General features: G+C 38.1%; 21 protein-coding genes. 12 read left to right on the forward strand and 9 right to left on the reverse strand.

The features are described 5' to 3' along the window. The first annotated feature begins 14 nt into the window (after positions 1 to 14). From rplT to rnd, 9 genes are all read left to right on the forward strand, one after another. Entirely contained in the window at positions 15 to 374 is a 360-nt protein-coding gene (gene rplT / locus ACRWQL_RS19225; protein WP_226415616.1) for a 50S ribosomal protein L20, read from the forward strand. Positions 375 to 790: 416 nt separating this feature from the next. Next, positions 791 to 2,746, forward strand: a complete 1,956-nt coding sequence (locus ACRWQL_RS19230; RefSeq protein WP_434951669.1) for an ATP-dependent DNA helicase — start codon at positions 791 to 793, stop codon at positions 2,744 to 2,746. Between the two features lie 43 nt (positions 2,747 to 2,789). Further along, complete coding sequence (gene tsaB, locus ACRWQL_RS19235; RefSeq protein ID WP_434951671.1) at positions 2,790 to 3,497, forward strand: tRNA (adenosine(37)-N6)-threonylcarbamoyltransferase complex dimerization subunit type 1 TsaB; 708 nt, start codon at positions 2,790 to 2,792, stop codon at positions 3,495 to 3,497. A gap of 202 nt (positions 3,498 to 3,699) precedes the next feature. After that, positions 3,700 to 4,140 (forward strand): hypothetical protein, encoded by a 441-nt coding sequence (locus ACRWQL_RS19240; RefSeq protein ID WP_434931799.1) that lies wholly within the window; start codon positions 3,700 to 3,702, stop codon positions 4,138 to 4,140. A gap of 161 nt (positions 4,141 to 4,301) precedes the next feature. Next, positions 4,302 to 5,000: a M50 family metallopeptidase gene (locus ACRWQL_RS19245; protein WP_434931800.1), complete on the forward strand. Its 699-nt coding sequence runs from the start codon at positions 4,302 to 4,304 to the stop codon at positions 4,998 to 5,000. Continuing rightward, positions 4,997 to 5,845, forward strand: a complete 849-nt coding sequence (locus tag ACRWQL_RS19250; protein WP_434931801.1) for a class I SAM-dependent methyltransferase — start codon at positions 4,997 to 4,999, stop codon at positions 5,843 to 5,845. Before ACRWQL_RS19245 ends, ACRWQL_RS19250 begins: the two co-directional genes overlap by 4 nt. Positions 5,846 to 5,902: 57 nt before the next feature. Then, complete coding sequence (locus ACRWQL_RS19255; protein WP_434951673.1) at positions 5,903 to 6,772, forward strand: alpha/beta fold hydrolase; 870 nt, start codon at positions 5,903 to 5,905, stop codon at positions 6,770 to 6,772. A gap of 215 nt (positions 6,773 to 6,987) precedes the next feature. Continuing rightward, complete coding sequence (gene fadD / locus ACRWQL_RS19260) at positions 6,988 to 8,661, forward strand: long-chain-fatty-acid--CoA ligase FadD (protein WP_434951675.1); 1,674 nt, start codon at positions 6,988 to 6,990, stop codon at positions 8,659 to 8,661. Positions 8,662 to 8,725: 64 nt separating this feature from the next. Then, positions 8,726 to 9,844 (forward strand): ribonuclease D, encoded by a 1,119-nt coding sequence (rnd, locus tag ACRWQL_RS19265; RefSeq protein ID WP_434951676.1) that lies wholly within the window; start codon positions 8,726 to 8,728, stop codon positions 9,842 to 9,844. A 126-nt stretch (positions 9,845 to 9,970) separates the two neighbouring features. Here the strand turns inward: rnd and minE are convergent, their stop codons facing one another. The 3 genes from minE to minC are packed head-to-tail and all read right to left on the reverse strand — an operon-like array spanning position 9,971 to position 11,733. Further along, entirely contained in the window at positions 9,971 to 10,231 is a 261-nt protein-coding gene (minE, locus tag ACRWQL_RS19270; RefSeq protein WP_434926236.1) for a cell division topological specificity factor MinE, read from the reverse strand. 2 nt (positions 10,232 to 10,233) lie between these two features. After that, the gene (gene minD / locus ACRWQL_RS19275; RefSeq protein ID WP_226415632.1) at positions 10,234 to 11,043 is read right to left on the reverse strand and encodes a septum site-determining protein MinD; all 810 of its coding nucleotides are present in this window, start codon (positions 11,041 to 11,043) and stop codon (positions 10,234 to 10,236) included. Between the two features lie 24 nt (positions 11,044 to 11,067). After that, entirely contained in the window at positions 11,068 to 11,733 is a 666-nt protein-coding gene (minC, locus tag ACRWQL_RS19280; protein ID WP_434951678.1) for a septum site-determining protein MinC, read from the reverse strand. A 120-nt stretch (positions 11,734 to 11,853) separates the two neighbouring features. Between minC and ACRWQL_RS19285 the strand changes: the two genes are divergently transcribed. Then, positions 11,854 to 12,135, forward strand: a complete 282-nt coding sequence (locus ACRWQL_RS19285; protein WP_434926234.1) for a YcgL domain-containing protein — start codon at positions 11,854 to 11,856, stop codon at positions 12,133 to 12,135. 71 nt (positions 12,136 to 12,206) lie between these two features. Beyond that, positions 12,207 to 12,647 (forward strand): YcgN family cysteine cluster protein, encoded by a 441-nt coding sequence (locus ACRWQL_RS19290; protein WP_434937862.1) that lies wholly within the window; start codon positions 12,207 to 12,209, stop codon positions 12,645 to 12,647. A 75-nt stretch (positions 12,648 to 12,722) separates the two neighbouring features. On the opposite strand, the gene dsbB is transcribed toward ACRWQL_RS19290, so the two are convergent. Further along, positions 12,723 to 13,241 carry a disulfide bond formation protein DsbB gene (gene dsbB / locus ACRWQL_RS19295; protein ID WP_434951680.1) on the reverse strand — a complete coding sequence of 173 codons (519 nt, stop codon included), beginning with the start codon at positions 13,239 to 13,241 and terminating at the stop codon, positions 12,723 to 12,725. A 117-nt stretch (positions 13,242 to 13,358) separates the two neighbouring features. Beyond that, a complete protein-coding gene (nhaB, locus tag ACRWQL_RS19300; RefSeq protein WP_434926231.1) occupies positions 13,359 to 14,948 on the reverse strand; it encodes a sodium/proton antiporter NhaB in 1,590 nt (529 codons plus the stop codon). 482 nt (positions 14,949 to 15,430) lie between these two features. Here nhaB and fadR point away from each other — a divergent pair, with 482 nt between their 5' ends. Continuing rightward, on the forward strand, positions 15,431 to 16,150 hold the full coding sequence (fadR, locus tag ACRWQL_RS19305) for a fatty acid metabolism transcriptional regulator FadR (RefSeq protein ID WP_434951682.1): 720 nt from the start codon (positions 15,431 to 15,433) through the stop codon (positions 16,148 to 16,150). Positions 16,151 to 16,214: 64 nt separating this feature from the next. Here fadR and ACRWQL_RS19310 read toward each other — a convergent pair whose 3' ends face one another. From ACRWQL_RS19310 to ACRWQL_RS19325, 4 genes are all read right to left on the reverse strand, one after another. Further along, on the reverse strand, positions 16,215 to 16,409 hold the full coding sequence (locus ACRWQL_RS19310; RefSeq protein WP_434951684.1) for a DUF2986 domain-containing protein: 195 nt from the start codon (positions 16,407 to 16,409) through the stop codon (positions 16,215 to 16,217). Between the two features lie 89 nt (positions 16,410 to 16,498). Next, positions 16,499 to 16,948 carry a hypothetical protein gene (locus ACRWQL_RS19315; RefSeq protein ID WP_434951686.1) on the reverse strand — a complete coding sequence of 150 codons (450 nt, stop codon included), beginning with the start codon at positions 16,946 to 16,948 and terminating at the stop codon, positions 16,499 to 16,501. Between the two features lie 77 nt (positions 16,949 to 17,025). Further along, positions 17,026 to 17,388 carry a glutathione S-transferase N-terminal domain-containing protein gene (locus ACRWQL_RS19320; RefSeq protein ID WP_434937859.1) on the reverse strand — a complete coding sequence of 121 codons (363 nt, stop codon included), beginning with the start codon at positions 17,386 to 17,388 and terminating at the stop codon, positions 17,026 to 17,028. 107 nt (positions 17,389 to 17,495) lie between these two features. Next, on the reverse strand, positions 17,496 to 20,528 hold the full coding sequence (locus tag ACRWQL_RS19325; protein WP_434951687.1) for a DUF748 domain-containing protein: 3,033 nt from the start codon (positions 20,526 to 20,528) through the stop codon (positions 17,496 to 17,498). Between the last annotated feature and the right edge of the window lie 9 nt (positions 20,529 to 20,537).

A 20,537-nucleotide genomic window follows, 5' to 3' on the forward strand; every position in this document is an offset into this window, starting at 1 on the left:
AGGAGCAATGAACAATGCCTAGAGTTAAGCGTGGTGTAACCGCTCGTGCTCGTCACAAGAAAGTACTTAAACTAGCTAAAGGTTATTATGGCGCTCGTAGCCGTACTTTCCGTGTTGCTGTTCAAGCAGTAACTAAAGCTGGTCAATATGCTTACCGTGACCGTCGTCAAAAGAAACGTCAATTCCGTCAATTATGGATTGCACGTATCAATGCGGCTTCTCGTCAAAATGGTCTGTCTTATAGCCGTTTCATTAACGGTTTGAAAAAGGCGTCTATCGAAATCGATCGTAAGATTTTGGCTGACATCGCTGTATTCGACAAAGTTGTATTTACAATTTTAGTTGAAAAAGCAAAAGAAGCTTTAACTAAGTAATTAGTTAATCGGCTTTGAAAAAGGAACCTTAGGGTTCCTTTTTTTATGATTTTTTTTTGATAAGATTTAGAATCATTAATATAAATTAGCCAATAATTTAGTTATCGATTGTCAAAAAAGGGACCCCTAGTTGCATTGTTTATACTACAGCAGAGTTAATTGGTTGGATTAATCATTATTTATCAGCATAATAGTCAAGTCTGTAAACAGTGATATTTAAAAGCTTTCAGACCATCTTATTTGTCGTTTATCCAGTTAATTTTCTATTCACTGAAGCTTAGTCAACTATACGCCGTAATTGCTAAATCTTGGGGCGGTATTAATAGATTAAATATGTATCATGGCTGGGTTGACTATCTGCTTGCTAGATTTGATGTATTTAAATTAGAATTACACTATGAGTAACTACTAAAACTGTGAAATCAAACACGTCTCAAATTCCGCATAAGCTAGCGAGTCTAACCACATTGGTTGCCGCTGAATTTAGTGTAGGCGGTTCATTATCCCGTCATGTGCATCATTACCGTAGTCGTCAAACCCAGACTGATATGGCGATAGCAGTAAGTGAAGCTATCGCAAAAAAAATCAACTTAATTTTGGAAGCAGGTACAGGGGTCGGTAAAACTTTTGCTTATCTTATTCCTGCGTTATTAAGTGGCAAACAAGTCGTTGTAAGCACTGGCAGTAAAAACCTGCAAGAACAATTATTTTTAAAAGATCTCCCTGCATTGCTAACCATGTTAGATATTCAACCAAGAATTGCTTTGCTTAAGGGCCGTAATAACTACTTATGTCAATTACGCTTAGATAACCAAATGCAGCATGCCAGTCAGTATCGAGAGCAGGCTTTAGATGACTTACTTAAAATAAATCAGTGGGCGGTACTCAGTAAAGATGGTGATATAGGTAATCTAACGTCAGTGTCTGAAAATTCAACCATGATCTCAAGCATTGTCAGTACCAAAGAAAGCTGTACCGGCAAGAAGTGTGATTTTTATGACGTGTGTTTTACCCGCAAAGCACGTGTTAAAGCCATGGAAGCAAAGCTGGTCGTGGTAAATCATCATTTATTTTTTGCCGACAGATTACTCAAAGACACTGGTTTTGCTGAACTGCTTCCAGATCCTGATGTTGTCATCTTTGACGAAGCTCATTTAGTGCCCGATATTTGTATCAGTTATTTTGGTAGTCACATCAGTAGCCGTGAAATTGATAAGCTGTTAAACAGTTTAGTCACTATACACAAACAAAAAATTCGTGACAGCATTCAGATTGAACACTTTGCTAACCGCTCAATCATGCAACTAGCTCAGTGGCATAATGAGATGTTTGACAGTGGTAAAACTGATTGGCGTCAGGTGTTATCGACTAAAGCACTTATTATTAGTGCTTGGGCATTACATCAATCATTAACCGAATTAAGTGAATTGCTGACACACCACTTAGGCCGCGATGATAATTTAGATAATGCTTTTGAACAAATCCACGAATTGAATGATAGATTAAAAATATTTTTCGAATGCCAAGACCCCCAAGCTGCTTACAGTGTTGAATATGGGCCACGATTTATCACACTTCGAGCGTCGCCTATTAATGTCGCTAAACAATGTGAGCAATTATTTGACCCTAAGACGAGTTGGATTTTTACCTCGGCAACATTACAAGTTAACCGTCAGTTATCTCATTTTGCAAAAGAACTCGGGCTACAGAAAGCGACTCAGGTTATTTTAGACAGTCCATTTGATTATCCAAACCAAGCGATGTTCTGTGTGCCACGGCATTTGGGCAAAGTAGGGCAAACTCAGCATAGCGCCAAACAATTGGTAGAAGTGTGTGTTAAAGCCATCAATGCTGCGCAAGGGCGCACCTTTATTTTGTTCACCAGTCATAGCATGTTAGAACAAGTTGCTAGTTTATTGCGTAGCCAAGTGAGTTACCCATTACTGGTGCAAGGCCAGGGCAGTAAGCAAAGCTTATTGAATAAATTTCGACAACTGGGCAATGCAGTGTTACTCGGCACGGGCAGTTTTTGGGAAGGAGTTGATGTTCGAGGTAAATTACTGAGCTGCGTAATTATTGATAAGTTGCCTTTTGTGTCGCCTGATGATGCTTTATATCGAGCAAGAGCCGCTAGCGCAGAACGACAAGGACTTGATCCTTTTACGACTATTTCATTACCCCAAGCTGTTATTGCATTAAAGCAAGGTGTCGGCCGGCTTATTCGTGACGAGAAAGACCGTGGTGTGTTGATTTTATGTGATAATCGCATTGTTAATCGCCCTTATGGACAAGCTTTTATTAATTCATTGCCGCCAATGCATCGTACCCGTGATTTAGATACCGCATTGCACTTTTTAAAACAAATCCCATAAGTTATCATAGCGACCTAATTTCTGTTCCATATTGGTTGTAAACATGACATTTCACACTCCACTGCGTGTTCTTGCGCTTGATACCTGCACCGAGTCTTGCTCTGCTGCGCTGACGATTGATGGTAAGGTTTATTCCCGCACAGTCGATGCACCGCGTGAGCACAGTCAACGTATATTGCCAATGGTGGATGAATTACTAAAAGAAGCTCAAGTGAAGCTAGCAGAAGTTGATGTTATTGCTTATGGTCGTGGACCTGGCAGTTTTACTGGCATTCGTATTTGTACCAGTATGACCCAAGGTTTAGCCCTGGGAACTGATTTACCAGTTATCGGTATTTCGACATTAGCTGCGATGGCACAAATGGCAATTACGGCTTTTCATGCTGAGCAAGTATTTTGTACTATTGATGCACGTATGAACGAAGTGTACGTGGGGCAATTTGTTGCAAAAGAGGGCATAGCGACCTTGGTTGGTATCGAGCATGTTTGTTCACCGCAAGAGGTTGAGCTGCATTTGGACGGCAGTAAAGCGATTGTCGCCTGTGGAACTGGTTTTGAAGTGTATCCTGCGTTACTTAAGTTAGCAGATAATATTCAATTGCAAGATGAGCTTAAATACCCTGATGCCAAAGCAATGCTCACTTTAGCTGAATATGGCGTTAGCCAACATCAACATACTAGTGTGGATGAACTTGCCCCAGTGTATATCCGAGATAAAGTGACCTGGAAGAAGCTACCGGGTAGAGAGTAATATTAAAAATGATCCTAATGGCATAAAGTAATAACTTTGCTAAACTGTTTAATGATAAAAGCAGCTTAAGTTTTATGAAAAGTTTGCCATTGGCAATAACTTGTTGGCTAAGTTATAGTCGATTATAATTTATTTTAATGTTAAATATTAAACTACACTGTATTTGAATACTACAGATATAAATACTCCGAGATAAGCATAAATGCAGATAAATCAGTCATCGGTTCATCAAACAGCAACTCAACAAGGCTTTAAAACGTCTTTGAGTCAGGCTGTTGCTGGTAATCGTCCGCTAGAATCAGTGACTGATATTAACTCAATCAATTCCAGTCAAACCGTTAAAAATAATATCCTTTTAGGCCAACCCTCAGCCAATGACATCCAAATTGATGTCGAAGCTTCTGCATTAAGTCAGCAAGAAAGAGAACAAACAGTTGAGAATTCAGGCTTGTTTGAGTTTAAAGGCAATACGCAGCTTTTTGACCATACAACCATTTCTGTGTCCGATAGCCAACAAAATAAAGTTGAATATGATGCTGATAAACAGACTAATCGTAGTGCAATAAATGTCTATCTGATGACCCAGCATTCAGCAAAACGAGATGAAATTCAACAGATGGTAGGTATTGATCTTTACGCTTAATTTATCTATTGGTGTTGATCTATTTGATTATTTTAGCTCTTTGCTACTTCTTTTAGTGTCTTATTACGACAACATTGTATCTTAATGTTTTACAAGCATTCCCTCCTGCTGACAATTCTGATTTACTAACGTCAATTATTCTATAAATAATCTCAATATTAATGACCCATTTTAATCATAATAGCTTATCAGCTTCATCATCTGGCATTCCTAGTCGAGGCCGTTTTGTGCTGGAACTGATAGTGGCCTTTTTATTAACAAGGCTGCCCTTTATTAGCGTGCCGTTTAAATGGTTTGAAAGTTATTTCCATGAATTGTCGCACGGGATAGCGACCATAATGTCGGGTGGGATGGTCAACTCTATTCAGCTTTTTCCTAATGGCGCAGGTCTTTGCTATAGCCAAGGAGGTAATGCGATATTTATTGCATTTGCAGGCTATTTGGGTGCGGCGCTTTGGGGTTACTTGATTTTCTTACTAGCCACATGGCGAGATGGCATCAGATTTACTTTGTCTTTATTGGCCTTTACTATTTTAGCGTCAATTATATTGTGGGCGAGGGACTTGTTGAGCATTGCTATTTTATTATGTTTAACTGGACTTATTTTGTTACCACTTAAATTAAAAAATAGTCGTCCTTTAAATAGTTTACTGCGTATATTAGGATTGATGATAATCCTCAATGCAATGGCAAGTCCCATGGTGTTATTTGGTTTGGCAGGTCAGGGCGATGCAGCAGCATTAGCGCAAATGACTTGGATCCCCGCTTGGATTTGGGTTGTTATTTGGTTAGTGGTGAGCTGTGGTATGTTATGGCTCAGTTGGCAAAAAGTTGATTCAATAAAAAGGAATGTGAAATGAAACGTAAAATAGCACTCGCGATAGCGATTAGCTTCGCAACTGTTGGAATGTATTCAACCGTATTGGTTACTCCAGCACAGGCAGAGGAAGTTAAAGTGAATGATGCCTTGGCCGCTGCGGTATCAAGTGATTTTAGAACAGCGTCCAATAAGTTAAGAGATAGCGCCCGTAACCCAGCTGAAACACTTGCTTTTTTTGATGTAAAAGCTGATCAAACAGTTATTGAACTTTGGCCCGGTGGTGGTTGGTATGCAGAGATCCTTGCGCCTTACTTAGCCAAAAATGGTCAGTACGTTGCAGCCAACTTTGAAACAAAACCTGCGGAAGAAAATCGTCAGACTGAATATTATAAATCAGCGGGTTTAAAGTTTGAAAAGTGGGTAGCAGATAATAAAGCATCTGTCGGTAATGTGCAGTTTGTGACGTTAAGCCCGCCTGAAAAATTTAACTTAGGTAAAGATAATTCAGCTGACCATGTGCTGACATTCAGAAACCTACATAACTGGGCAATGAAAGGGCAATTAGAAGGTGTGTTTAATGCAGCTTATGCTGTGTTAAAAGACGGCGGTACTTTCGGCGTGGTTGAGCATAGAGCGAATGTTGGTATGGCAGCGGAAAGTGGCTATATGGAACAAAATCAAATGGTGGAATTAGCTAAAAAATCGGGTTTTGAATTGCTAGCAAGTTCAGAAGTAAATGCTAATGCCAAAGACACAAAAGATTATCCTAAAGGGGTGTGGACATTACCCCCACGTCTTGCAATGGGTGATGAAGATAAGCAAAAATATATCGATATCGGTGAAAGTGACCGTATGACATTAAAGTTTATTAAAAAAGCGAAGTAAATTATGTCATTAAATGAGCCAAAGTGCTGTTTCACAGCAGTGGAGCAAGGTCAGCCAATGACATTCGCTTTGGCCCATTTAACCTTATCGGCTATGCGATATGGCCATGCTGACAAGCCAATTATTTTGGCATGCCACGGTTGGCTAGATAATTTAAACAGTTTTATACCCTTGGCAGAGTCTTTTTTACAATCAGATTTAGCCAATCATTACCAACTTATTACTTTTGATTGGCCTGGACATGGCTTTTCAGATCACCGTCCAGGGCTATATCCGTTACATTGGGTTGACTATTTGTATGATTTGCATGCGCTTATTAATTTTATTCAGCCTGATCCAAATCAATCAATAATTCTTTTAGGTCATTCCCTTGGCGGCATTATTGCAAGTGCCTACAACGCCAGTTTTCCCCAGCGTATATCCCAATTAATTCTTATCGAAGCACTTTCCCCTTTATTTGAAGATGCTAATAATAATGCATCAAGAATAAGTCGTAGTTTCAGTCAACATACTCATTTACTGACTAAGCCATTTCAAGCTAACACAAAAGGATATTCGTCAATTGACATCGTGGTGAAAGCGAGACAACAACTGACCGGGATGGACCCAGTTTGGTGTCAACTTATTACAAAAAGAAATCTCGAGTTTATTGATGAACTTTACTATTGGCGAAGTGATCCGCGGTTAAAATTAGATTCTGTGTATAGAATGAGTTTTGAACAAGTCGATGCATTAATGAGCCAAAGCACTACTGATACCTTGTTAGTGCTAGGGAAAACTGGTTTTAAGCAGTTAAAATCAGCTCAAGTGCAGGCTAAAAAATGGTTTAAGCATCTTGAAATCGCAGAAATAGACGGCGATCATCATCTACATATGGGTAATGCTGTTGGATTATGCTTATTAATTCGAGCATTTATTCTAAAATAAATGTTAATGAAGCTTAAAGCGCTATTATTTTTGTGCCAATTATGTGATTATGTTCAAAATTAAAACGCTTGTATGATTTTAGGTATAGGCGATAACAATAACAACGCGTTGACTGATTATTGCCATATCATAACAATAGCCAATAACAGGAAAACGTTTTTAGCCACTGACGGGGAATGCACGTCTTAGCACAGTGGCCATTATAGGAGACACACGTGGACCAGCCTTGGATTAATCACCTCCCAGCCAATGTACCGGCTGAGATAGACCCGGATCAATTTCCTTCATTGGTCGCCATGTTTGAAAGCGCTGTAGCGAAATACGCTGATCAGCCTGCTTTTATTAACATGGGTGCAACCATGACTTATCGAAAGCTTGAAGAAAGAAGTCGCGCTTTTGCCGCTTATTTACAAAATGAACTGAAGCTTGAAAAAGGCGATCGAGTGGCATTAATGATGCCAAATCTACTCCAATACCCGATAGCACTATTTGGTGTATTGCGTGCTGGTATGGTAGTAGTCAATGTTAATCCTCTTTACACTCCAAGAGAACTTAAGCACCAATTAATAGATTCTGGTGCTAAAGCCATCGTTGTTGTATCTAACTTTGCCAAAACGCTAGAAGAAGTTGTTGATCAAACTGCAGTGGAGTCTGTGATAATTACTGGCTTAGGCGACCAACTTAGTGCGCCAAAACGGACTTTAGTTAATTTTGTAGTCAAGTATATTAAAAAAATGGTGCCTAAGTATCATTTACCACACGCACTTTCATTTCGAGACAGCTTATCTAAAGGGCGACGATTACAATACGTCAAACCAGATGTTAGCGGTGATGATTTAGCCTTTTTACAATATACCGGTGGCACAACTGGGGTATCTAAAGGTGCAATGTTAAGCCACCGCAATGTTGTTGCTAACGTTTTACAGGCAAATGGCGCATACTCGCCGGCATTAGATGATGGTAAAGAGTTTGTTGTTACTGCTTTACCGCTTTATCATATTTTTGCATTAACGGTAAATTGCTTATTATTTTTACATAAAGGCAGTCAAAATTTATTAATCACCAACCCAAGAGATATTCCAGCATTTGTTGGTGAGCTTAAAAAATATCCCTTTACGGCATTAACTGGCGTTAACACCTTATTTAATGCCTTAGTTAATAATGACGACTTCAAAAGCTTAGATTTTAGCGGCCTAAAACTGTCAATTGGCGGTGGCATGGCAGTACAAAGAGCCGTTGCTGATAAATGGCAAGCGATCACCAAAACTCGCTTACTGGAAGGATATGGATTAACGGAAGCTTCACCTTTAGTGACTTGTTGTCCGTATAACTTAGAAGGTTATAACGGCTCCATTGGTTTTCCTGCGCCATCGACATTTATTCAAGTGCGTGACGATGATGGTAAAATATTAGCTCAAGGTCAAACCGGTGAGCTTTTTGCTAGAGGGCCGCAAGTTATGCAAGGTTACTGGCAGCGTCCTGAAGAGACCGCCAAAGTAATTGATAAAGACGGTTGGTTAGCTACTGGCGATATTGGTTACATGGATGAAAAGGGCTTTTTCTTCATAGTCGATCGTAAAAAGGACATGATTTTAGTCTCCGGCTTTAACGTATTTCCAAATGAGATTGAAGAAGTTGTAGCACTTCATCCAAAAGTGCTTGAAGTCGCTGCTGTCGGTGTTGCCAATGATGCTAGCGGTGAATTAGTCAAAATATACGTGGTTGCAAAAGATAAGTCATTGTCTGAAAAAGAGCTGATTGAACATTGCCGCCATCATTTAACGGGATATAAAGTACCAAAACTGGTAGAATTCCGAGACGAATTACCAAAGACCAATGTGGGTAAGATTTTACGCAGACAGCTTCGAGACGAAGCCAATAAAGCGTAAATTTGAAAAACCGGCATCTAGCCGGTTTTTTGTTTTTAAGCCCATAAAACAAATGGAGTAAGCTGTGTTTGCGTTCGAGTATATAAGTAATGATGATGCGTTAGCCTCGTTAGTAAAGCAATATGAGCAAGCTAGCTTGCTAGTGTTAGACACAGAATTTGTTCGCACCCGTACTTACTATGCACATCTGGGCTTAATTCAAGCTTATGATGGCAAAACACTAGCATTGATTGATCCTGTCGCTATCAAAGATTTATCGTCATTTTGGTCATTACTAACCAATGAAAATATTATTAAGGTGCTTCACTCTTGTAGTGAAGATCTTGAAGTCTTCGCCCATTATGGAGACTGTCAACCTAAGCCATTATTTGATAGTCAAATTGCGGCTAGTTTAGCGGGTATGGGGCATGGTTTAGGCTATGCTAAATTAGTTGAGCAATGCTTAGGTATTGAACTAGACAAAGGTGAGTCACGCACCGATTGGATGAAACGGCCTTTAAGTGATGCTCAGCTTCAATACGCAGCGAATGATGTATCTTACTTATATCAGATATACCCACAAATTCTACAAAAGCTGACTGAGCAAAATCGTCTAGATTGGTTATATGAAGAAGGCGAAAGGATAATCCAAGGACGCTTAAGTGGTGTTGATCCTGATGAAGCTTATTTGAAAGTTAAGAATGCTTTCCAATTGACTCGCCCGCAACTTGCTATCTTAAAAGTCATGGCAGCATGGCGCCTTGAAAAAGCGGTCAATCGAAATTTAGCTCTTGGGTTTGTTGTTAAAGATCATGCACTCATTGCACTCGCTAAAAAAGCGCCTACAAGTTTGGCAGAGTTAAATCAGCTAAATGATTTAACTGATCAAGAAAAGCGTTTTCATGGAAAGGACTTATTAAAAGTCATCGCAAATGCAGACATGGATAACCCGCCAGAGGAAGTCGATGTTATTGCTTTAAAGTCAGGTTATAAGTCATCTTTTAAATTGATTAAAACGTGTTTAACTGACATTAGTGAGCAACAGTCTGTACCGCTTGAGTTTATTGGTTCGAAACGTTTAATTCATCAATTCTTAGTTTGGTTATTCGAAGGTAAGCAGGGCGATAAGCCATTAATTTTACAAGGTTGGCGTGGTGCGTTAGTGGGCAATAAGCTAGATAGTATTGCCTTTGATGGTCAATAGTTTTAGCGTTAATTGTTGGTTCCCATAACAAATGTAGCAATTAAAGTTAAAAAGGATATGAATTCATCCTATCCTTTTTACTTTTTGATTAGGTAGATAAATCATTAAAATAAAAGATTTATCACACTACTTAGTCTCTGGTAAAGTCACGTTCAACTCTAGAACAGATAAATTATCATCATTTTGTTCTAATTGAACCGTGACCTGATCATCAGATATTTGCACGTATTTACGGATCACTTCGATGATTTCTTGCTTCATTCTTGGCAAGTAGTCAGGCGCACCGCGTTCACCACGCTGATGGGCTACAATGATTTGCAAACGCTCTTTGGCTAAAGAGGCCGTATTAGGTTTTTTAGTACTTCTGAAATAATCAAGTATGGACATAATTAGCTACCGAATATCCTTTTTAGGAAACCTTTCTTTTCTTCTGTTATAAAACGAATGGCTACATCTTCACCTAAAAGGCGGGCAACCGTATCGCTATATGCTAGGCCTGCATCACTTTCTTGATCAATGATAACAGGTACACCAGAGTTAGATGCTTTCAACACAGCTTGTGACTCAGGAATTACCCCTAAAAGTTCAATTGCTAGGATCTCTTTAACATCTTCAACACTCAGCATTTCACCAGTTTTAACACGCGCAGGAGAGTAACGTGTTAATAATAAGTATTCTTTTATTGGTTCAAGATTCTCTTCTGCACGGCGTGAGCGACTTTGTAACATACCTAAAATACGGTCAGAGTCCCGTACTGAACTGACTTCTGGGTTGGTCGTTACAATGGCAATATCGGCAAAGTAAAGCGCCATCATGGCACCTTGCTCAATCCCTGCAGGGGAGTCACAAACAATATAATCAAAATCTTTAGATAAATCATCTAGCACCTTGCCCACACCTTCTTTAGTCAGGGCATCTTTATCACGAGTTTGTGAAGCTGGCAAAATGAACAACTTATCACAACGCTTATCTTTAATCATAGCCTGATTTAAGTTAGCCTCACCATTGATTACATTTACAAAATCATAAACTACACGGCGTTCACAGCCCATAATTAAGTCTAGATTACGTAAACCGATATCAAAATCGATAACGACGGTTTTTTTACCTTTTAGTGCTAGGCCAGTTGCAATAGCTGCACTTGAGGTTGTTTTACCCACACCGCCTTTTCCTGAAGTGACAACAATAATTTGTGCCATGTGTATTTTTTCCTTAAATTTGCCTTATTGTGGCAATATTTCAACAGTGAGAGACTCGCCATCTAGGCGAACACAACCTCTTTGTGCATGGCAATGTTGTTGCAGGTTTTCTGCGATCCAATATTGCCCAGCAACGGAAACAAGTTCGGCTTCAAGCGAGCTCGCTATGATAACACTTTGTGTATCACCGCCAGCGCCAGCCATAGCCTTACCGCGTAAAGCGCCATATACATGGATGCTACCATCTGCTATGACCTCAGCGCCATTGCCAACAGCACCAAAAATGACTAAATCCGCATCTTTTGCATATATCTGTTGGCCAGAGCGAATATTTTGTTTAACTATTTTAGTTCCACGAGGTGGAATTGTAGCGGCTGTAGCTTGTTTACCCGATCGAACGACAGCTAATCCTAAGTCCTTAGCTTGAACAGAAAAGGGAATAGAAGCTTCAGTTATCCCTACAATAACCAACTGACGCTGATTCAACAGTGCTTTTAATACTGCTAAATCAATTGGGGTATCATCTAAGGCACTTAGATTTAAAATTAATGGTGCACCTAGAAAAAATTGTGGCGCCTCAGCTAATTTTTTATCAAGCTCTAAAGCAACAACATCTAAATTACTATTATTAATATAAAGTACCGATAGAGTAAAAGATGTGGCTTTTAACTCGAGATTTTGTTTAGCCATCTCGTCGCTAGTCTCCAAATTTCTATGCTTGTAAATCAATTTACAATTATTTTATTGGACACCATGTTATAGTGTGCGTTGTGGACTATCAAGTTTGAAACAGCGGAAAATTACACTAAAATGATTTGTGCAGTATATAAAAGCAGTCTGAAGGTCGAAACATACCTTTTTGTCGAGAAACGTGATGTTTTTGATGCAGTTCCTGATGCATTGATGAAAATGTTTGGCGCACCAAAATTAGTAATGCTAGTGCCTTTGTCTAAAAGGGAATCATTAGCGTTAGCGGATATCGAAAAAGTGAAAAGTGAATTACTCGCTAAAGGCTATTATTTGCAAGTTCCGCCTCCAAAAGAGAATTTACTTGAACAACATAAAGCTAGTCTAAATTTCGATAGTAAATAATTTCATCAGTCGACTGAGATTACATTTTGTAAAGTTTCACTTATTGTGATTGAGTAAGAGATAAACTGAACATGAATTTTTGGCAAACCACTGCATTAGAAGATATGACAAACGCACAATGGGAATCCCTTTGTGATGGTTGTGGTAAATGCTGTTTAAATAAAATCATAGACGATGAAACAGAGGCGCTTTATTACACTAATGCCGCTTGTCATTTATTAGATGATGAGAGTTGTCAGTGTAAACGCTATAGCGATCGCTTTAAATATGTACCAGAGTGTACAGCAATTAATTTAGCTAATTTACCTGAACTCACTTGGTTACCAGAAAGCTGTGCCTATAGACGGTTATATTTGGGTCGTGATTTACCCAATTGGCATCCATTGATTACAGGTAATAAAGATGAGATGCATAAATTAGGGATATCAGTTAAAGGCAAAACTGTGAATGAAATGAAAGTAAGGTACCTTGAAGACAATATCGTTTTATGGCCCTTACAAGATTTTGATTAGAGAATACTCAGTCATAAAAAAACAGACCAGATGGTCTGTTTTTTTATGATTATTGAATACCGACAGTTAATAGTGCTATTTGCTACTGCGCTTAGGTGTTAATGCAGGTAATAGCATTATGAACCATACAACACCATAAACGACAAAGCCTATTATCGTCCACTGTACCATGGTAACCGACATAAATGACCAGACTGATTCACCGCACATCCCTGTTGGAGAGAACACTTGCGGTAACCACTTGTCTAGTGGCATAAATGCTGGAAATTCAGGAAAAAAAGAACATGTGGCAAAAGGAGAGGGGTTTACTTGCATATCATTAAGCTCAAATGCCAGTTTGGCTCCCCAAACAGCAGAAACTATCCAGCCAGCCATGCCAATCAGCCTCAGCAACCAGAACTTGGGATTAACTAAACCAACCAGAGCAGATAGCATTATCCCTAAAATGGCAACACGAATGTATACACACATTACACACGGGTCATATCCCATGACGTACTGAAAATACAACGCAGCACCTTCAAGACCTAAACCAGATAGAAATAGAATCGCCCATGATATGCGATGGTGGCAAAAAAGTTGTAATGCGGTCAAAATATTATCCTGTAAATTTTAAAGAAAAACACCCTCTATGAGGGTGTTGATATTATTGATAGACCATAAAATATTTACAGATTATTGTCTATGTTAAGATTTGCTCATTAACAGATATTAATGACCTGAAATCGCGCCACCAATATCTTTTGCCGAATGGTGAATTAACCACTGACTATCATAAAAGTAACTGGTCATTTCGACTAAAAAGCCTGATTCAATCATCATTATGCCAACGATCGATAATACGATGGTATAAGGTAACGCCATCCAAACCATACGACCATATGATAGACGAATGAGTGGTGCGAGGGCTGATGTTAATAAGAATAAGAATGCGGCTTGACCATTAGGCGTCGCAACAGAGGGTAAGTTAGTACCAGTGTTAATCGCTACGGCTAATAAGTCGAATTGGTCGCGGGTAATTTGACCTGAAATTAAGGCTGCTTTCACTTCGTTAATATACACAGTGCCGACAAAGACGTTATCACTGACCATAGACAATAAACCATTAGCAATATAGAAAATCACTAACTGCGTATTACCTTCATAGCTTAACGCCCAGTGGATCACTGGCGCGAATAAATGTTGATCTATTATTACCGCAACAATGGCAAAAAACACTGCGAGTAGTGCAGTAAAGGGCAGTGCTTCTTCAAACGCTTTACCAATTTGATGTTCATCAGTAATACCATTAAAAGCCGTCGTAATAATAATAACGGATAGGCCAATCAAGCCAACGGATGCCAAATGCAATGCTAAACCGGCAATCAACCACACGCCGACTAAAGCTTGAATAATCAGTTTTGCTTTATCCTGTTTAGTGCGATGTTCATCCTCATAATTAGAATAGTCGGTTAAAATTTGATGAACAGCATCAGGAAGTTGCGCACCGTAACCGAACCACTTTAATTTTTCAACCAGGTAACAGGTAAAAAGCCCTGCAATTAAAACAGGCATAGTAACCGGAGACATGCGAATGAAAAATTCACCGAAATTCCAGTGAGCTTGTGCTGCAATAATTAGGTTTTGAGGCTCGCCGACCATAGTACAAACGCCACCAAGCGCGGTACCTACACCTGAATGCATCAGTAGATTACGTAAAAAGGCACGGAAATCTTCTAATTCATCATGATTGAGTTGTGGGCTTGCATCTTCGTTGGTGTGGTCATGGCTTGAGTTAAAGTTTTTACCTGAAGCGACTTTGTGGTAAATCGAGTAAAAGCCTACTGCAACAGAGATAATTACAGCAATTACGGTTAACGCGTCTAAGAAAGCAGACAAAAATGCTGATGCCGCACAAAACATCAATGACACAATAATTTTTGAGCGAACCTTAGTGATCATTTTAGTAAAAGCAAAAAGTAATAATTGCTTCATAAAATAAATGCCCGCCACCATAAAGATTAGCAGTAACAATACTTCTAAATTGGCTTCAATTTCATGTAGCACCTGGCTTGGGGATGTCATCCCTATCATCACAGCCTGAATGGCCAATAAGCCCCCAGGTTGAAGTGGATAACACTTAAGCGCCATAGCAAGGGTGAAAATGAATTCAATAACTAAAACCCAACCAGCAATGAATGGGCTAACAAAAAAGAATAATAATGGGTTAATTACAAGAAATGCCACAATTGCAAGTTTGTACCATTTAGGTGAGTTACCTAAAAAGTTACTAAACATTGCCTCAGCTTGGGTTGCAGGCATAATAGCCACTCCGATAATGTTACGTTACCAATCAAATAGCCAAATTAAGTGCCAATATCATATAAGTCAGTTGCAATGTCTAAAATGGCTGTTTGTTTTCGAACACACGAGTCATGTTTAAAACATAAATTAACAGAGATTAATTTGACTAATATCTGCTCAGCTTGTAAAAGACGATGTTTGCTTACTAATTATTTGATTTTAAGAATATTATTATTAAATTAATTATATTCCCACTCGTTTTGACGTTGTATTTTTCGTTAGTTTAGCTTAATTGATCTTTAAATGTAATTATTAAGCATGTGCTACATCATAAAAATGAATGATTTAATGAGATAAAATAAATTTACTGTGGTGATAAATTGACCACTAAAGTTATTGTGAATAAACAATAGTTTTTATTTACTGCTTCTCTGGTATGATCAGTATTAATTCAAGTAGCAATAATTGCTATTACCGCTAAGTATAGGAAATCTAGGCTGATGATTATCAATGCCAAAGGTCCTGCAAGTTTTGCAGAGAAATACATTGTTCGTTCAATTTGGGACAACAAATTTCCACCAGGGTCTATCTTACCTGCTGAACGTGAGCTTTCGGAACTTATCGGTGTCACACGCACGACATTAAGAGAAGTGCTGCAACGATTAGCAAGAGATGGCTGGTTGAAAATTCAGCATGGTAAGCCAACTCAAGTTAATAACTATTGGGAAACTTCCGGCCTTAATATTCTTGAAACAATAGCCGACTTAAATCCTGATGGTTTTCCGCTATTGGTCGATCAACTTATGTCTGCTCGTGCTAGTGTGAGTACCATTTACTTCAGGGCTTCATTTAGACAAAACCCAGATAAAGCTGCGGACATTTTAGCTAAAATTCATCAATTAGAAGATGATGCAGATACCTATGCAGAATTTGACTATCGACTTCATCATACTTTAGCGTTTGCTTCTGGTAATCCGTTATATGTGCTGATATTAAATGGTTTTAAAGGGCTTTATAGTCGAGTGGGTCGCTACTATTTTTCAAGTAAAGAGGCTAGAAAGTTGGCATTTAATTTTTATATTGAGCTTGAAAAATTGGCTAAAGATAAAAGTTATCAAGCAATTCCTGGTTTAATGCGAACAAATGCAATTGAAAGTGGCAAGATTTGGCAGAAGTTACGAGATGATATGCCAGCTGAAATCGCCCATGACAATAACTAATCTATACTAGAAAATTAAACATAAAAAAACGCCAATCATTTGATTGGCGTTTTTTTATGTTTAATTACTCTGCCGAAGTGGCTGATTCTATTGTTGGTTCAGTGACTGATTGTTCCTGCTCTAAAGCAATTTTTGCACGTTCTGCTTTTGATATATAACGTTCTTTCACTTTAGTACTTGGATTATCTGGCACAACTTTATTTTGTCGTGCTTTAGCACGTTTAGCCAGTTTCTTAATCATCACTTGTTTTTTGTTCATAATAAATCTTCAGTATGCAGGTATTCGATTATTGGATAACAATCTTAAAAAAATAATAGTCCTATTTTATCCTATATTGAGCGAAAACCCTAGTGACCAAATTTACTGATATCTTCAGCTGTAGCCCCATCATTACATTCCCCGCGAATTTCCCCGCGTTCATTCTCAATGTAACGGCTTAATTCAATATAACCTTGTTTACAGTAACCGGTCATTACAATAGTTTTATCTAAACCGACTTGCACTTGTTGGGTCCACAGCTCAAGAAACTCTTCTTTTTCACGCATCTCTTCAGCATAGCTTTGCGCATCTTGCATACGTCGATCTATACGTTGTTGATGAGCAGGTTTATCACTGATATTTCTATCGGAGGCGGTGGCAAGCTTAGCTTGATAAACAAACAATTTAATTCCATCGCCTTTGATTTGAGTGTTAAATTTATCTTTGAATTGACCAGCAAACTCCATAGGGTCAATCGCTTTAGCACTGCAACCCGCCAGTAAAATGAATAGTATATTGAATGCGATAGATTTAATCACTTGAAACCCTTTGTACAAATGGAATGTAGCATTAATTTATTTGAATTTAATTAATGCTCAATAGGCGTATTATCCGGTTATGCTTTTGCATAATTGTCATTGAGGTAATTCATTATTGCCTTAGACTCATACAACCATTCGGTTTTGCCATCGTTATTAATTTTCAAACAAGGTACTTGTAATTTACCACCTTGAATCAATAACGCTTGTTTGTTGCTGTCCTGTTTAGCATCAATTAAGGCGATATTTAAGTTTTGACGACGCATTTCTCGACGTACTTTTACACAAAAAGGGCAGGCATTATACTGATATAGAGATAAATTTTGTGTTTGCATATCAATTTTAGCTTGTTCAGATTCAGGGCGTTGACGTTTTTTAGGGCTAAAAATAAAATTTAACAATAGAATTATCCGACCTAAAATCCAGCGAACTACAAACATAATTACCTCTTTATTATTGAAATATAAATTTACTGATTTTCAGTAAACGCCAATACTACTTTATCTCATGCTGCTTATAAACAATTGTGTCAGCTATCATGCGCTATTTAGTTTGCTTGTAACTCAAGTTGCACTTCTGCTAGTTTTTGTTTTGAATTAATTCTACTTTCCATCACATACACCCTAGTAGCTTCAATGTTTGCCTGCTCAACCAAGAATGATTTAACCGTTTTAGCCCTAAGTTGAGCGAGTTTGCCTAATTCACTAGGTGCTACAACATGGGCACTTTTGATTGTGTTGTATAAAACAATATGCAAACGGGTATTGAGGTCGTTTTCTAACAAGGGAGTATCTGGGTATTGGGCTTCATATTCATCAATAATGGACTGCTTAATTGCCATAGAATCTTGTGCTAACTCTTGTTCAAAAAGTGTATAAAGTGCTTCTGTAATTGGCCCTGATAGTGGAAACTGGCTGGCTGATAAATCAGCTGGTAATTGGTCAATGGGGATCTGCGCTGTATTTGCCAGTTTTAGATGCAGGGCTTGTTTGGCCAGTGCTTGGCTATCATTAATAGCATCAACCTCACCTTTAACATTAACAATCAGTAACGGCCTGTCTAATAATGCATCAGCCAATGTCATTAAGTGTTTAGTCTGTGTATTGCTTAGTTCAGCATTACCATAATCAAAACTGACTTTATTCAACGGTTCGTCTGAGCCAATCAAATTCGCAAGTAAACTAAAAGGAGCCGTAACGGCTTTAGTAATGATATTACCCAAAGCACCCCAAATAACGCTACCAAAACTAAAACTGGGTGAGCTTAAATCACCTTTTACATCAACGCCTAAATCAATAACGCCGTGGCGATCTTGAAGTAAAGCAACAGCTAATGTTATTGGTAAACTAGTAGCAAGATCGCTGTTGCTCGGTTTACCCAGTTGGAGTTGGTTGATAACGACGTGATTAGAACCCACTAAGACATTATTTTTTAATTGATAGTTTAAATCTAATGAGATTTGACCTTTATCGATATAGTAACCTGCATAAGTGCCTGAATAAGGGTTAACAGAGGTTAGCTCTACATTTTTAAAAATGAGATTAAGGTCAAGATAAGGATTTTCTAGTAATGGGTTAATTTCACCTTTTAATATTACTGGAGCATATTTATCTATTTTTCCCGCTAAATTTACCGATGCAATCGTTTGTGGATTATTAGATAGTTGGTTAATTCGACCATTTAACAATTCAATTCCAGATGCAAAATTTGGAGTTAACGAATTATCGGCAAAAAATGCTGAGCTGTCTTTTAGTGTAATATGTTTAATGGCAATTTGTGGACTAATACTGTTTTCTTGTGCAAGTTCTACTTGCTGTTGGTTTTGTTCAATCTCTTCATCATTACTATCAGCTTGAAGCGTAACAGTGGGTTTTTTTAGTAGATTTGAAATATTGGTGCTTCTGTCTTTTGCAATAATGATACGAGAATACAATTGCTCAAATAGAATTTCATCAATATAAATTTTACTTTGTTGTCTATCAAACTCTAATTGATTAATTGACATTTTATGCCAGCTAACTAAGGTCTTTTGATGTAAATTGTCCTTAATATCAAGGTTATCAATCCAAGCCTGACCACTGTAGTTTAATTGTTTTTCAGTGTCTAAATTCAACCGTCCAGTGGTATTGAAAGTGCCGTCTTCGATGGTAATGTTGATAAATTTTTCGACATAAGGTTGCAGAGAGGTTAACGAGACATTTTGATAACTAAAGTCTGCATTTAATGTTTGATCTACTAAGTTAAATACACCGACAGATCCAAGTTCGCTTTTTTGGTTAATTTTAGCCGAAAATTGGTAGTCTAATGGAATGGACAAATCAGATTTAATTTGACCTGTTTTGATATTAATTTGGCCTATTTGCCATAAAACAACCTGATCGCTAGCGACAGATTCGCCTAAATTTATATCATAATTAGCAATGTCGACGGCGTTGAGGTTGATTATCCAAGAAGTGCTAGCTTTCTCAATTGAGGGTTCAAGATTGGTATTGTCGATATCAGTGAGGTTTTTGGGCATTAATAGTTTGATTAAATCTGCTCCTGTTGGAGAGATATTCAGGGCCACTTTACCTGATTTTGTTTGAAAACTGTCTATGTTAACTCGCTGAGTTGCACTATCGACTTGAATGTCATTGAGGTTTATCGCGTCAATAACGATCTTTTCTTCATTGGCATGTGAAGCAATAATGCTATTAATATTGATGTCAGTATCGGTAAGGGTAAATTTGACAGGGGTATCCTGTTTAGGGTCAATATTAAGGATGATTTTACTGTTGATATTCAATTTCCCTTGGGTTAGCTGAATATCAAAGTGCTCATCAACAAACTGCCAATATTTAGCAATATTAAATTCAGACAAGGCAACATTCACTTCTAATACGAAGGGAAATAGCTGCAGTTGTCCAAAAAGTTGCAGCTTACTGCTGTATTCATCTGTGAGAGTTAAATCATACTGATTATGAATACTAGTTGCTTGATGTTTGATTTTAGCAATAGAATCAAAATGATCGAAAGCTAAATTGATTTGCGGATACACCACCTGGCTATTACTGACAGCATCTTTAATTGAGATAGCACCCTGCTCGATAGCTATTTTAGTAATACGTATTTCAATAGGTTTGTCGATAGACTCCTCATTTTGGGCCTCAGGATCAGAAACTGATTGAAATAAGGCAATAATATCAGAGTAATTATAACTATCTGTAGTCAGCCGCTCTATATTAATTGTGGGCTTTGTAATAGACACGTCTTCAAAAATAATGGCGAGATTGGCTAACGATTCCAGTGGTGAGATATTGATATATAGTTGTTCAAACCCGATAAAAGTTTGTGTCGGTTTACTTTCAGAGACAATCAAATGTTCTACTGATAGTTCAAAGGTAAATGGATTAAAGTGAATACTTTCAATTTGAGTTTCACGGCCCAACTTGTCAGAGACTAAAGGTGCCAGGTGTTGTTTTGCGATAAAAGGCATAATAATGCCGAAAATAAAACAAAACAGTCCATAAACGATAAATAGGCTAATAAGAATTCTTTTAAGAAGAGGGCTAGATGAGAATTTTTTTAATGAGCTTGCCATACGATACTC

The sequence above is a fragment of the Shewanella sp. HL-SH4 genome (assembly GCF_051164845.1).
Taxonomy (GTDB): domain Bacteria; phylum Pseudomonadota; class Gammaproteobacteria; order Enterobacterales; family Shewanellaceae; genus Shewanella; species Shewanella glacialimarina.